This is a genomic window from Metabacillus sp. RB-C-LZQ-3-1 (assembly GCF_058315175.1).
Genome location: NZ_JBZFLI010000002.1, coordinates 294,620 through 307,565 on the forward strand (window position 1 = coordinate 294,620; position 12,946 = coordinate 307,565).

14 protein-coding genes and 1 pseudogene are annotated in these 12,946 nt (G+C 32.5%); 12 read left to right on the forward strand and 3 right to left on the reverse strand.

All coding sequences use genetic code 11. The features are described 5' to 3' along the window. Positions 1-179 precede the first annotated feature (179 nt). Positions 180-787, reverse strand: a pseudogene (locus AC4GZ8_RS04810) (tyrosine-type recombinase/integrase). 119 nt (positions 788-906) lie between these two features. Here AC4GZ8_RS04810 and AC4GZ8_RS04815 point away from each other — a divergent pair. From AC4GZ8_RS04815 to AC4GZ8_RS04835, 5 genes are all read left to right on the forward strand, one after another. Beyond that, positions 907-1,317 carry a hypothetical protein gene (locus tag AC4GZ8_RS04815; protein ID WP_491080670.1) on the forward strand — a complete coding sequence of 137 codons (411 nt, stop codon included), beginning with the start codon at positions 907-909 and terminating at the stop codon, positions 1,315-1,317. 126 nt (positions 1,318-1,443) lie between these two features. Further along, positions 1,444-1,839 (forward strand): hypothetical protein, encoded by a 396-nt coding sequence (locus AC4GZ8_RS04820; RefSeq protein WP_491080671.1) that lies wholly within the window; start codon positions 1,444-1,446, stop codon positions 1,837-1,839. Between the two features lie 146 nt (positions 1,840-1,985). Next, positions 1,986-2,375 carry a tautomerase family protein gene (locus AC4GZ8_RS04825; protein WP_491080672.1) on the forward strand — a complete coding sequence of 130 codons (390 nt, stop codon included), beginning with the start codon at positions 1,986-1,988 and terminating at the stop codon, positions 2,373-2,375. Between the two features lie 561 nt (positions 2,376-2,936). Continuing rightward, on the forward strand, positions 2,937-3,554 hold the full coding sequence (locus AC4GZ8_RS04830; protein ID WP_491080673.1) for an NUDIX hydrolase: 618 nt from the start codon (positions 2,937-2,939) through the stop codon (positions 3,552-3,554). A 175-nt stretch (positions 3,555-3,729) separates the two neighbouring features. Continuing rightward, complete coding sequence (locus AC4GZ8_RS04835) at positions 3,730-3,879, forward strand: hypothetical protein (protein ID WP_491080674.1); 150 nt, start codon at positions 3,730-3,732, stop codon at positions 3,877-3,879. A 423-nt stretch (positions 3,880-4,302) separates the two neighbouring features. Here the strand turns inward: AC4GZ8_RS04835 and AC4GZ8_RS04840 are convergent, their stop codons facing one another. Next, the gene (locus AC4GZ8_RS04840; protein ID WP_491080675.1) at positions 4,303-4,455 is read right to left on the reverse strand and encodes a hypothetical protein; all 153 of its coding nucleotides are present in this window, start codon (positions 4,453-4,455) and stop codon (positions 4,303-4,305) included. Positions 4,456-5,119: 664 nt separating this feature from the next. Between AC4GZ8_RS04840 and AC4GZ8_RS04845 the strand changes: the two genes are divergently transcribed. The 7 genes from AC4GZ8_RS04845 to AC4GZ8_RS04875 all read left to right on the forward strand — a co-directional run bounded on the left by AC4GZ8_RS04845 (position 5,120) and on the right by AC4GZ8_RS04875 (position 11,810). Further along, complete coding sequence (locus AC4GZ8_RS04845) at positions 5,120-5,815, forward strand: response regulator transcription factor (RefSeq protein ID WP_491080864.1); 696 nt, start codon at positions 5,120-5,122, stop codon at positions 5,813-5,815. 3 nt (positions 5,816-5,818) lie between these two features. Then, entirely contained in the window at positions 5,819-6,754 is a 936-nt protein-coding gene (locus tag AC4GZ8_RS04850; protein WP_491080676.1) for a sensor histidine kinase, read from the forward strand. A 137-nt stretch (positions 6,755-6,891) separates the two neighbouring features. Beyond that, the gene (locus tag AC4GZ8_RS04855; protein WP_491080677.1) at positions 6,892-7,815 is read left to right on the forward strand and encodes an ATP-binding cassette domain-containing protein; all 924 of its coding nucleotides are present in this window, start codon (positions 6,892-6,894) and stop codon (positions 7,813-7,815) included. Next, a complete protein-coding gene (locus AC4GZ8_RS04860) occupies positions 7,799-8,485 on the forward strand; it encodes an ABC transporter permease (RefSeq protein ID WP_491080865.1) in 687 nt (228 codons plus the stop codon). Before AC4GZ8_RS04855 ends, AC4GZ8_RS04860 begins: the two co-directional genes overlap by 17 nt. A gap of 839 nt (positions 8,486-9,324) precedes the next feature. Further along, positions 9,325-9,570, forward strand: coding sequence for a hypothetical protein (locus tag AC4GZ8_RS04865; protein WP_491080678.1), 246 nt, complete (start codon positions 9,325-9,327; stop codon positions 9,568-9,570). 331 nt (positions 9,571-9,901) lie between these two features. Then, positions 9,902-10,525 carry a stage II sporulation protein P gene (gene spoIIP, locus AC4GZ8_RS04870; protein WP_491080679.1) on the forward strand — a complete coding sequence of 208 codons (624 nt, stop codon included), beginning with the start codon at positions 9,902-9,904 and terminating at the stop codon, positions 10,523-10,525. Between the two features lie 856 nt (positions 10,526-11,381). Next, positions 11,382-11,810 carry a hypothetical protein gene (locus AC4GZ8_RS04875; RefSeq protein ID WP_491080866.1) on the forward strand — a complete coding sequence of 143 codons (429 nt, stop codon included), beginning with the start codon at positions 11,382-11,384 and terminating at the stop codon, positions 11,808-11,810. Positions 11,811-12,381: 571 nt separating this feature from the next. On the opposite strand, the gene AC4GZ8_RS04880 is transcribed toward AC4GZ8_RS04875, so the two are convergent. After that, positions 12,382-12,885, reverse strand: coding sequence for a DUF4871 domain-containing protein (locus AC4GZ8_RS04880; RefSeq protein WP_491080680.1), 504 nt, complete (start codon positions 12,883-12,885; stop codon positions 12,382-12,384). Positions 12,886-12,946: the final 61 nt, after the last annotated feature.

The window sequence follows — 12,946 nt, forward strand, 5'->3', positions numbered from 1 at the left end:
ATCTGTAGGGTGCTTTTCTTTAAGAAGAACAGCTTTCCAGCTGTGCAGTACAACAATACTGTTCAGCAGGAAATTAAAAAAAAGACGATTTCCACAAAAATGGTGATCGTCCTTCTTCAACTAAAGGGTGCGATAGTGAAAAGGCAGAGGAGTATATCCGTTGCCTTTTACTATCCATTTTAAAAATATTTTCTGTAAAAGTCTCTTCTAACGCTTCCACTTAGCTGAGCATAAATTCTTGTTGTATCGCTTTTTTCGTGCCCCAGTAAACTTTGAATAACATCAATGCGAGCTCAGTTGTTCAATAGGTGTGTGGCATAGCTGTGGCGCAGTTGGTGTGGATGAATTTCTTTGTTGGTTCCTGACCGACTGGATATTCGCTTTATGACATACCTCATTTGTCCAATACTCATTCTGTGTGGCTTCCGTTCAGTAACGAATATAGCAGGGTCTTTATCTCTTTATCTTGCCGAAGGTCTAAGTATCGCTTAAGCCATATTTCACACCGTATATTAAAGTAGACCTCCCTTTCCTTATCACCCTTCCCAAGCACAATGGCGGAACGATTTGACCAATTAATACAATTTTTATCAAGAGATACAAAGGTGTTCACTGGATTTTGCCAAGTATTCTTTCACTCGCTCAGTCGTCAATGATTCAATATTCACATCGTTAAAGTATTGGATAAGTAGCTTAGACTGAAGTTTATATGCTTTTAATGTCTGAGGGGAGATCCTTCAATCCTTTTATCGGATTCATATAAATCCCAGGTCTTTGATAATAACAAAATAATCTTCTTCTTCGGTTATATTGGAGGAATTATTGCCTTAATTGTAGAAATGGAAACGTAAGTTATCGAACTATCGGAAGAATAGTTGAATAAGAAATAACAAGGAGTGAGTCGTAATGAGTTTGGCTTCCTACATTGGCTGTAATATAGAAATATCGAGTAATGATGAAGAATTTACAGAGGATTTTTTTTATATTGGCAGATGTTTTGTTGGTGAAGATGAACTGCAAAATGTAAAGAAATATCAATTTACTACACTGTATGTTTATGAAGTGTCTAGTCATTGGGGAATTAACATTTCGAAATATACGACTCCAGAAATCTGTGCCGAATCGGAAAAGAAGCTAATAGAACTATGTGAAATTATGGACAGTTACCTTGAAAAAGGAGATTTTTTTGAATTATATAGTTGTTGGGTAGGAGAAGAAACTGAAAGTCGAGAGGGTGAGATAACCCTCCAAATCAATAACTTTGATATTGACCAGATAGAAATAACTGAAAAAACGTTAGTTAGATTTGAAAAATGAAATTTTCTTATTTAACTACTAACGGGTAGCTTTACTTCAAAAAGAAGTTGGCCCTTTATGTAATTCCTCTAACGGGAGGTTAGTAAACAATAATTGTAAATGGTAATATAAAAAAGGGGGATAAACTTGACTTTTTTAAAACCATTAGATGTAATGATTCTTTTATCTTTTACATTACTATTTATTTATGACTATTTTCCTTATACTCTTCTTGCGTACAAGATTCCAAAAGAAGTTGTGATTCTGGTGTTTGTTGGATTATTTCTGTTTAGTTTCTTTTTTAAAAGATACAGAGACACAGATGGTGAAATGGTATTAAAATGGCAAATAGTCTCGACTGTCTATATCCTTTTCCTAATGGTGTTGTTAACTGCTTTAGGAGGGAAATCCGTTTCTGGAATATCATTTGATAATGGTTTCTTATGGATTGTATTCCTTTTTTCATTATTTGAAATGTATTTCAAATGGAAAAAAATAAAACGGTCAAAAACTGTGATTAGTGAAGAAACACACTTAACCTAACGGGGACGTTTCTATAATAGTAAACTCGTTTTTTTTATTACACTCACGAAGCAGGATTCTTGAAAAAGGAATTTCAAATCTCTTTGTAGAATAGGATTAAATGTGACAGAGTTTAGTTTAGTTGAGAAGAGAAAGGTGAGATGAGAATGGGACAAATAAAAATTTATGGAATTAAGGATAGATTAAATCCGATTAAAGAAACACTATCAAACGTTATTCATTCGTGTATGGTGGAAGCACTTGAATTTCCTTCGGATAAGAAATTTCATCGTTTTTTCCAAATGGACAAAGAAGATTTTTATTTTGCAAATGGAAGAACTGAAGCTTACACTGTTATTGAGATTAGTATGTTCGAAGGTCGAACGGTAGAAGTTAAAAAACAATTATTAAAGTTACTTTTTGAACGTATAAATAGTGAATTGAATATATCTCCTCAAGATGTTGAAATTACAATTTTTGAAACACCAAAACATAACTGGGGAATAAGAGGATTATCTGGAGATGAGTTAGCACTGAATTATAAAGTAAATATATGAGTAAAAGGGTGGTCAATTAGTGATTGCCTTTTTATTCAAGTAACGGGTGCAAGAGTTTAAGACCGATAGCTGCTACGGCAGCTTTTTTTGTCCACTAACGGAGCAGTTTTCTTCGATAACTGATCGTTTTTTCTATAGAAACAAGTTAATAAAAGAAGAACAAGAAGTAAAGATTTTTCTCCTTAGCCCATTTTTTAAACTTCTCCATTACTACAATATTGGCAGGACCATATCAGCCAACTCGTCGCATATAAGCAATACGATAGTTTGGAAATGTTTGGACTTTAAATTTCATTATTTTTTCTTCCTTTCTTATCTTATTTTGTTTGATACATTTCGAATGTAGCACGCTTTAAAAATTTATACATTTTAATTTTTAAAATTTATTAAAATTAAATGAATTATGGATGGTTCTTATTAAACTAACGGGTGCGATTGTTCAAGAAGAATAATCGCTTTTTTCTTATTCGACTAATTTGGCAGATAAGTTTAACAAGGACTGTTTGAGTTTCACATGGAGAGCGGTAATATTTGGTATAATCGAATTGGTGGTGAGGAAAAATGGAACCTAAATGGCTAGATTGGGCAAAACAGCTGCAAGCAATTTCACAGGCGGGATTAACTTATTCTAAAGATGTTTATGACTTGGAAAGATTTGAATTAATAAGAAATATAAGCGTTGAAATATTGTCGCAACATACAGATATGGATAAGACAGTTATAAGGGATTTGTTTGCAAATGAAACTGGTTATGGAACACCTAAAGTAGATATTAGGGCTGCTGTATTTAAGGATAATAAAATATTAATGGTCAGAGAAAAAACAGATGGTGATTGGTCGTTACCAGGCGGTTGGGCTGACATAGGACTAACTCCGAGTGAAGTTGCGGTCAAAGAAGTAAAAGAAGAATCAGGGTTTGATGTGAAAGCAATCAAATTATTAGGTGTACTTGATAAGAAGTGCCACCCACATCCTCCTTCTCCTTATCACGTTTATAAAATGTTTATCCAATGCGAAATAATTGGTGGACAACCAAAAAAAGGAATAGAAACGAGTGCAGTCGAGTTCTTTAATGAAAATGAACTACCACTGTTATCAATAGCAAGAAATACAGAATCGCAAATTCAATTGGCTTTTAAACATTTACATAACCCACAAGAACCTGTATATTTTGATTGATTTCTTAAATAGAGTCCATTTATTTCTTCAATTAACTAATTTGTGCTTTGTTTCAATAAGGAGCAAGGCATTTTTCTTCTTCGACTAGGTAAGCAGGTTTGTTTATGAAGAATAAATCAAAATATAGAAATATTATAGTTTAAAATGGATAATTTAATTTATTTGGTGGGATTTTATGAAACGTGATAATAAGGATAAAGAGAAAAGCAAAATAAAAACCGATGATGGTTGGAATAGAGCCTTTTATGGAAGTCCAACAATTGGTGGTTTTATTGTTATCGGAATAATAATCGCTTTTATTGTTTATGACGTCTCATTCAACTAAAGGGTGCTTTTCTTTAAGTAGGAGTGGCACTTCTTTTTTATTGAATTATAGAAGCAGGTTAATGGAACAATAAGGTGATTTCACATTATTAATAGAAAAGTAATTACAACACTATTTATTAAAGGGAAGTCTTATGAATATTATTGATTGGTTTAATAGTTAGTCTTAACTGCGAAATTTTTAAAATACTTATTCCTTGTGTCTCTAGATATTATGTCTAAAAGGAGAATTGTTAATTGCATTTTTTTGTGGAATATATGGAATCGACGTAAACTACAATTTCGGGGAGATTCAATAGTGGTTTATTATCGTAATGTTAAGAGGGTGAATGCGTTACTATAACACATGCGAGGTAGACTAGGATCTCCCCCTTTATTGAATCCTTTGTTGCCAGATTTAACGGAAAATGGATTATTGTGCTACCTAGTGTTTTCTATTGTTGATTTCCTCAACTATTAAATACAAAAGGTCTTCTAAGCTTTTTGATTCTTTACAAAAAAGATAACAATGCAACCTTTCTTGCATAACAGTCAACTCAAAGTCTGAGAAGCTTTTTAATATGTCTTTTACATCCATGTTCTCACCCCCTCTCATGGGGGAGACTATAAAATATTACTATATAAGTTTAAATTTGGTAATTAAGAGACATGGAAAAATGAGTAATTTCAAAACTTTACGATTAATCACATTAAATGGGGGACTAGGGGCTAGTTAAGGTTAGTTAATTATTACATTAGATCGTAGTTCGCATATTATCTGTAGGCAAATCTTATATTGTTGGATTTGAAAATAACAATAGATAAGCGTTTATTAAATTGCAAAATAGAAAAAGAGTTTGATATGTTACCTGTAATCACAGCGAAATTAACAGGTTCAGGTTAGTGGAAGAAGGATTAAGGTTCCCAATGATAAATTATAAATAAAAGGATATAGGAGGATTTAATAATGAATAAGGAAAAACAATTAATTATTCTTTAGGCGGTTTAATAAAATATATAGATAACTTAACGAGATTATTTAAATATAATTTTGTAATTTGCCCAATAGCTTTAATTAGTTTTTTTATGTCCTTATAAATCTACACTCTTTTGTTATTGAACAGTTTAGCGAAAGAAGGAATAAGTATTTTGCATAACGAATTATGAATAAGTAGTGATAGAAGATTCGAAAGGTGAAATTAATTAACGGAGGACAGAAATAATTGGAACCGATGAACCGATCTTCAATTGGAAGTGAGAGAATGAAAATGAGCATTCTGTTGGTCGAGGATGACAGAGAAATAAGTTATTTGGTAACAAGTCAATTGGAAAGGGAGAATTTTAGAGTATTCAATGCTTTTGATGGGGAAGAGGCTCTAGCTGTTTTTGAGAAAGAAGAAATCAATCTTGTCTTGCTTGATTTAATGCTTCCTAAGCTAAATGGGATGGATTTTTTAAAGCGGATAAGAGAAACGAGCTTAATTCCTATATTGATCATTTCGGCTAAAGTGAGCGATATTGATAAAGCATTAGGGCTTGGTTTTGGAGCAGACGATTATATTAGCAAACCATTTTCCATGATCGAACTTACAGCCAGAGTAAATGCGGCTATTCGGAGGGCAACACAATATCAACCTTCGGAGAGTCCATCTGTCCCAGATACACTCCAATATAAAGATCTAACTCTTCATTTACATACATTTTCTGCACAAATTAAGGGTAACTTCATCAAGCTGACATCCAAGGAATTTCATGTGTTAAAACTATTTATGACCAATCCAAACAGAGTTTTTACAAAAGAGCAAATCTACCAGTTAATTTGGGAAGATGACTATTACGGAAATGAAAATGTGATTAACGTACATATAAGAAGACTTCGTGAAAAAGTTGAAGAGGACCCGTCAAATCCAAAATATATTCAAACCATTTGGGGTATCGGATATAAATTGGGGGAGTAGGCTATGAGTCAAGTATTAATTGTTATTGTTATTGTTTTACTTATTTTAAATGGACTGCAATTTTTGTCTCGAAGGAAAGTAAATAGAGAATTAAATGAAATTCACAATAAATTGGCCAATATTATCGAGCATGGGACTTCCGAAAAATTGTTATTCCAAACAGCTCACCTTACAATTCAGCGGTTTCTTATTCAAATTAACAGACTATTAGATTATAATCAAAGAGTTATGGCAGATTATGCAAGAACAAAACTTAGCTTAAAGAAAATGCTATCTAATATGTCACATGATTTGAAAACTCCTCTAACCGTTATTTTAGGATATGTTGAAAAAGTGCAGTTAGATGAGAATATGACGGAGAAAGAGCGTAATGAGACCATTCTTCGACTACATCAGAAGATGTTAAGCGTAATCGCTTTATTAAATCAATTTTTCGATCTTGCTAAAATAGATTCGGTTGATTATTCAATTCCATTAAGTAGGATAGAAATAAATGAAATTTGCCGGAAAAATGTTTTGGAATTTTATGACTTACTTCAATTAAAAGGTATTGAGGTTGTAATCTCTATTCCCCAACAGCCTTATTACATCCTTGGAAACGAAGAAGCGCTAAATCGAATATTGAATAATTTAATCTCTAACTCCATTCGGTACGGAAGTAATGGAGGGATATTGGGTTTAACACTTCGAGAAGAAGGAGAAAATATCGCAATCGATATATGGGATAAAGGAAAGGGAATTGCCGAGTCGGATCAAGACCGTGTGTTTGAAAGGTTATATACGTTAGACGATGCGAGAAATCCTGAATTTCAAGGGAGCGGTTTAGGACTGAGCATTACGAAGAGACTCACAGAGGCTTTGAAGGGTTCTATTCATTTGAAGAGTAAGCCTTTCGAAAAAACAGTCTTTACCTGTGTTTTTAAACGAATTACATACTAATACTTTTTGCAAGAGGGGAATCCCATAGGGAACAGCCTCTCTTTTTTTAAAAACGTAAGAAACATGTAAGAAATAAGAAAGAAAAAAGATAAATTCGTTGTCTATGATAGAAGAAACAGTAAAAGGAGGACCAAATCATGGATTACGTAGTTCAAACGATTGGTTTGACGAAAAAAGTAAAGAAGAAGGAAATAATATCCGATATAGATCTTCATATTAAAAAAGGGGAAATTTACGGATTCCTTGGGCAGAACGGGGCTGGTAAAACCACGATCATGAAAATGTTAACTGGCTTGACGAATCCTACTAGGGGAGAAATCGTGTTATTTGGCCAAAGTCTTTCCGAGAGATCAAAGCACGTTTTAAAAAGAGTCGGAAGTATTATTGAATATCCAATTTTTTTCGAGCATTTAACAGCTATGGAGAACCTTAAATTGCATTGTGAATACCTTGGATTTTATGATAATAAAGGAATTCAATATGCTTTGGATATGGTTCATTTAAAAGGGATAGAGGACAAAATTGTGAAGGATTTTTCACTCGGAATGAAGCAACGACTTGGGCTAGCTCGAGCCATTATTACAAAACCAGAACTTATTATTTTAGATGAACCTACAAATGGACTCGACCCAATTGGGATAAAGGATATACGAGATTTAATTCAGATGCTTAACAAAGAGTACCGTATTACCTTTCTCCTTTCCAGTCATATTTTAGGTGAAATGGAACAGGTTGTAAACAGGATTGGAGTTATTCATCAAGGAAGGCTCTTAAATGAAGTTACTTTGGCAGATATTCGAAAGCAAAAAACAGATTATATTGAACTCGTATCAGCCGATGTAGAAAGGGCCATTTATTTACTTGAACATGAGTTGCAAATTACCAATATGAAAATAATTCAAGGAAACAGAATTCGAATTTATGATTTGAGGCATTCCCAGAGCACAATTTCCAAAATGCTTATCCTTCATGATATTGAAATTGAAGAAATTCAAAAACATACAAGTTCTTTAGAGGATTATTTCTATGCTCTAGTTAATGGAGGTGGAAAAGTTGGCTAAGTTGATGAAGCTGGAGTGGAGGAAATTAAGACAAAAGTCTGTTATGAGTGAATTAATCGTTTATTGGCTGATTCTTATGTTTTTGCCTGTGTTTTTTATAAAAATGATAAGTGCTGATTTTGGTCAGAGCATTGATGCATTATTTGCTCTAATCCTTTCGGTTCAAGTGGGATTTGTTCTATTCGGAGCTTCTCTCATCAATCAGGTTTTTATCGAAGAATTTAAGAATAAGACCATTTCTCTTTCCTACAGCTATCCAATCAATCGAAGAAAGCTGTTTTGGGTAAAGGTCCTATTCATCGCATTTTTAGTCTTTATAGCAACACTTGTCTCTTTTGGTTTGACGGTAGCGACAACCCTGTTGATTGATCAAATGTTTCCTTTTATAAATGTAACGGTGGAAGTTTCGGATACCGTGGGATTTGTTGGTGATATGATTGTTCGCTCAATTCTTGTTACTCTCATTAGTTTTATTCCGCTTTTTTACTTCGCTATTTGGAAAAGGGCAGTCGTACAAACCGTTATATGTGCTATTTTAGCCATGCAGCTTCCGAATTTTTCAACAGTCTTCAATCTTAGTCAGGATCTTGTGATAGCAGTACTTTCTGTATTGGGTGCAATTAGTATTTACTTTTCTATTAAATATGCTGAAAAATTGGGAGAAATTTAATCTGAGTAAACAGGTATTTATTCTTGATATAACCCTAATTCAAAAAAGGAACTTCAGGAAGTTTTAATTAGATTTTGTGAAGGATTGCACTTAAAATAACGGTTGCGTTAGTTGAATAATATTGTGGTTTGATCTTCAACAAACAAGCGCGATTGTTGAAAATCTAGTTTCACATTCTTACTATAAAAAACAAGTTGAACGATAGGCCAGTTGGATATATTATTAAACAGATTTAAAAACAGAGAGGGAGAAAACTCCCTATTATTATTAAAGGTTCAACTCCGTGTAAAATATCTATTAACACAACTAAATCTGATAAGATAAAACGTCTTAAATCCTTGGTCCGTGGACTAATATTTGAAGAGTTGCATAAGAAATTTCGCTTTAACATCTCGTTAATTTTGCAACCGTTAATCTTCGTCTGTGTGCCGATTACGGTGATGGCATTGGCGTCAATATTCTTTAGTGAGCCAGTTGCAATAACGATAGATTATTTTATATTACTCTTCACTTTTGGAATTGCAGCTATATAGAAAGTATACAGGAACAATATGGATGAGTATTATCTTCCATATTGTTTATCTTAAAGTGGCTAGATATATTTCCATGGGTGGCATGTATGACCCAGATTTCGCACTCTTAGAGTTTGATGAGACATTTGGAGGATTCATGACGCTATACTTGTCATTTCTGTTTATTATGGTATTTAGTGTGGTGGTGTTGTCAGTTTTATTATTAATTGATAAAAAATAAGGTATAAAAACTAAACATCTATTTCCAGTCATTTATTCACATTAAAAGTTTCAAAATACTAAATTTGACAAGGATGATAAGAAATATTGAATAATATCGATAAAAGAAATCGTTTAGGTGACGAACCTTTTAAATATCGAGTGACAAAAGATAATACAGTCTTTTTGGATTATCATGGTAGACAGGTAAAAATCTTAAAAGGAACAGAAGCAGAGAAATTTCTAAAGAGAATTAGAGTTGCGGATAATACAACGGAAGCACAATTAATAATGGCGAAGATAACTGGAAATTTCAAGAGGGGTAATGAACGAAAAACCGGAGGAAACCGATAATTAATTGGATTAGATTCAAGATACTATAACTTTCCGAATACAAGAAAGTAATATTAATGCGTTTTGATGCTCCAAAAGTAGAATTGACCAAGTTAAAATTAAGTAAGATACTTTTTTCATAAAAAACGTTGCGATGCTCTAAGGAGCATCGCATTTTGTTTTTGTGTTCAGACGTTTGTGAAGAAATGCACTTAAACTAAAGGGGTCGATCGTTCAAGAAAAATGATCGTGTTTTTCTTGTTTATTGTGCTAAAGTGCACCTATAGTTGAAGAAGAAACTGGTTATTTATGGTATGAAAGAGGTGCTATCAAGGGAGGAGAAATCACTTAAATGATAAGAAAGCCATCTATTATTGGATTAATTGCAGCAATATTATCAATTGCTTTATGGTTAATATTAAATTTTATTAATCCATACTTAAATGAAGCTAACATCGATATCAATTTAATCACTTTATTTATGCTAGTTTTTCCTACTTTTACAGCAATAATTTCCTTTTTTACATCAAGACAATTATTAATGTTAATTGCTTTCATATGGTCTTTACCATTAAGTATAAGAGAAATTATTAAGGAAGTTCTTAGCGAAAATAAAAATCTAAAAATTGTACTGGATATTCATAGAGGAAGTAGAGAACGTGACAAAACAACTATTGATATTAATGGTGAAAGTGTTTCTCGGGTATTTTTCGCGGTTTCACCTATTAGCAGAAAATATGAAGAAAATAGATTTATAGCACAACTATTTCATAATAAATTAGAAGAAAAGTACCCAGGGATTTCAAGTCGCATTTATACAACAGGTGAAGAAACAAAAAACACCTATAATCAAGATTTATTCGGAAATTCGCTTTTATTAGAAATAGGTGGCCCAGAAAATACCTTAGAAGAGGAATATAGAAGTGTTGAGATATTATCTGAGGTTATCGAGGATGTTTTAGATGAAATTGAGTAAGAGAAATGAAATAAAATAGGACAATATAATGCAATTTTAGTTCATCAATTAACGGATTTAATTGAACAAGCAGCACAAAGGGATCTTCGATTGAAGATACTTTTTTCATGCCGATAAAATAGCTGGATCTTGTTCAGCGATTAGATCATTGTTGAATAACATTGTGTGTGAATTTTTAAAAATTAGGAAAAGGTTGTGAAGAAATATTTAAGGATTAGTCATAGATTGATCTCCTTTCACTCTGAACATCGATTTACCCTGAAAAATGTTTGAACGCTTTCGGGAAAACTATAGTATAGTTGTTGGTTCAAAATCTGTTGACTTAATTAATTAATGCATGGTCGTATTATCCTGACCAAGCACCCAGTCGTGATAATACGACAATTTGTATCTCTCATTCAGATGAGTTAAACCAAGGTTATATAGAATTAGTGGATTTATGTGTTAATGCCCGACATCAGGTATCAATTGCTTCTCACGATGAAACTATATATAAACAGATTATAGAGCCTGGTTATTTACTTAATCCGATGTGAAGCAGAAATGTTATACGGAATTCGTCCTGAACTTTGTAAACAACTCAAAGAGAAGGGGATACCTGTTCGGATTTATTTACTCTATGGTATTGAACAGAAACTTTTTAGGAACTTTTTTCCACCTTGGTCGTAAATATAGTTATATATTCTTCTAGGATGTCATTTTAATACAATAAAATTAATAGAAAATTTATGCTCAAAAAGGAAGTAGTCCATATTTCTTTTAAACTAACTGGGGAAGATTATTTCTAATAAGTAGCCTCAAAGGTGTTTGATATTTGGTGTAAAACAAAGTTAAGGGGGCGGTTAAATTGAAAAAAATGCTCACAGTATTATTCGCAATGATAGTTTTAACAGCTTGTTCAGATGAAGAAGAACAATATGACTATACATTTAGTGGAGAAGGTGAATATTGGGAAGCTGAATATACTTTTAGTGGAACAGAAATCTGGAAAGAAAAAGATGGAAGAACAGCATACTCTAACGAAAATACTGATGAATTAGTATTAACATATAAAGGTTCTTTAAAAGAGCTTTCTTCGGTGAAATATCTTGAATTTTCTTTTGAAACATCTGTTGGAAGTGGTAGTAGTACAAGGGAATTCGATGAACCGCCCACAAAAGTTACATATAAGAATATGGGAAGAACGGTAAACGGAGCAAAAGTAAGGGACGATGAAGTAGTTAAAGTTAATGTTAAGTGGAATGACTATGAAGAGTCATTTGAATTGCATAATCTAAGTAAGTAATCTTATTGTACTTTCTTTATTCAAGTATCGCAGGGATTGATTAATAAAAGAGACAAGAAAGATTTAATGAGAAATGAGGTGCTACTATATGATAAGTGCTTCTACATGGTTTGACCCATTTGTTTTGGAAGTGCTCGAAATACCAATTGCTATCATTTTGGGAACCATTTAAGCGTAGATTACCAAAAGTATGGATAGGACCTTTAATCCATATAATAGTATCTCTTTTCTTTTATTTGTGGATTTGGCAATTTTTTATTCATCTGATTCATCACATTTTTTTGCTATACATATGAATCACTTAGAATCTTACATAATAGAAATATTTTTTATTGGAATTACTTGGGTATTATCATGGAGCTTGATAAAAGTCAGAAAGAAGATATAGAACTAACGAGCAGGTAGTTTGAAGAGAGTTCCTTATTATTTTAAACGGTGCTTTGCTAATTTCAACTGGTAAGTTGTTTATTTAATATAGTAAGTAAAAACGCTCAGAATAAATCTGAGCGTTGACGTAATAATATATTAACATAATTTACGTAAACCACCTTTTAGTTCAAAATGAGTGAATTTATTTAACTTCCACAATAATATTTCCAAACAGTTCTTTATCAACATAAGCATCTAATTCCCAGATGCCAGCAGTAGGAAATTCCATTGAACTTGGAGTATGAGCATCAATACCATTTAACTCTGAACCTAAAACTTTATCATCAAAAATAACTATTTCTTGTTTTGTATCTGTATTCGTACCAATTACTTTAAATGGTTTACCACTTAAATTTTCTCCCCATAAATACCACATATATTTATTAGGTTGATTTGCTACAATTGGCATTATTTCAATAGTTTCATCATCTGACCTCGAAGCGATTTGAAAAGCTAATTTCTCTTTTTCTCCCACTAAAATATATTCACCCTTTTTTCCTTCCTCCTCAAACGTAACAGGAATTGAAAAAGTAGAACTCACTTCTGTTTTTGAATTTTCTTCTTTAATGGTTTTATTAGATGAGCAAGCTGATAAAACCACTAACATTAAAACAGCTAACATCAAATATTTACTTTTTCTAAACATAGTAACCTCCCGTAAGTATAAGATTCCAACTCCCTTTTCTAAAAAATAAGTTCGCTTCGCA

Excerpts from the sequence above, each read along its gene's own strand:
- AC4GZ8_RS04815 (WP_491080670.1), top strand. The coding sequence starts at position 907 with ATGAGTTTGGCTTCCTACATTGGCTGTAATATAGAAATATCGAGTAAT.
- AC4GZ8_RS04825 (WP_491080672.1), top strand. The coding sequence starts at position 1,986 with ATGGGACAAATAAAAATTTATGGAATTAAGGATAGATTAAATCCGATT.
- AC4GZ8_RS04830 (WP_491080673.1), top strand. The coding sequence starts at position 2,937 with ATGGAACCTAAATGGCTAGATTGGGCAAAACAGCTGCAAGCAATTTCA.
- AC4GZ8_RS04835 (WP_491080674.1), top strand. The coding sequence starts at position 3,730 with ATGAAACGTGATAATAAGGATAAAGAGAAAAGCAAAATAAAAACCGAT.
- AC4GZ8_RS04840 (WP_491080675.1), bottom strand. The coding sequence starts at position 4,455 with ATGGATGTAAAAGACATATTAAAAAGCTTCTCAGACTTTGAGTTGACT.
- AC4GZ8_RS04845 (WP_491080864.1), top strand. The coding sequence starts at position 5,120 with ATGAAAATGAGCATTCTGTTGGTCGAGGATGACAGAGAAATAAGTTAT.
- AC4GZ8_RS04850 (WP_491080676.1), top strand. The coding sequence starts at position 5,819 with ATGAGTCAAGTATTAATTGTTATTGTTATTGTTTTACTTATTTTAAAT.
- AC4GZ8_RS04855 (WP_491080677.1), top strand. The coding sequence starts at position 6,892 with ATGGATTACGTAGTTCAAACGATTGGTTTGACGAAAAAAGTAAAGAAG.
- spoIIP (WP_491080679.1), top strand. The coding sequence starts at position 9,902 with ATGATAAGAAAGCCATCTATTATTGGATTAATTGCAGCAATATTATCA.
- AC4GZ8_RS04875 (WP_491080866.1), top strand. The coding sequence starts at position 11,382 with ATGCTCACAGTATTATTCGCAATGATAGTTTTAACAGCTTGTTCAGAT.
- AC4GZ8_RS04880 (WP_491080680.1), bottom strand. The coding sequence starts at position 12,885 with ATGTTTAGAAAAAGTAAATATTTGATGTTAGCTGTTTTAATGTTAGTG.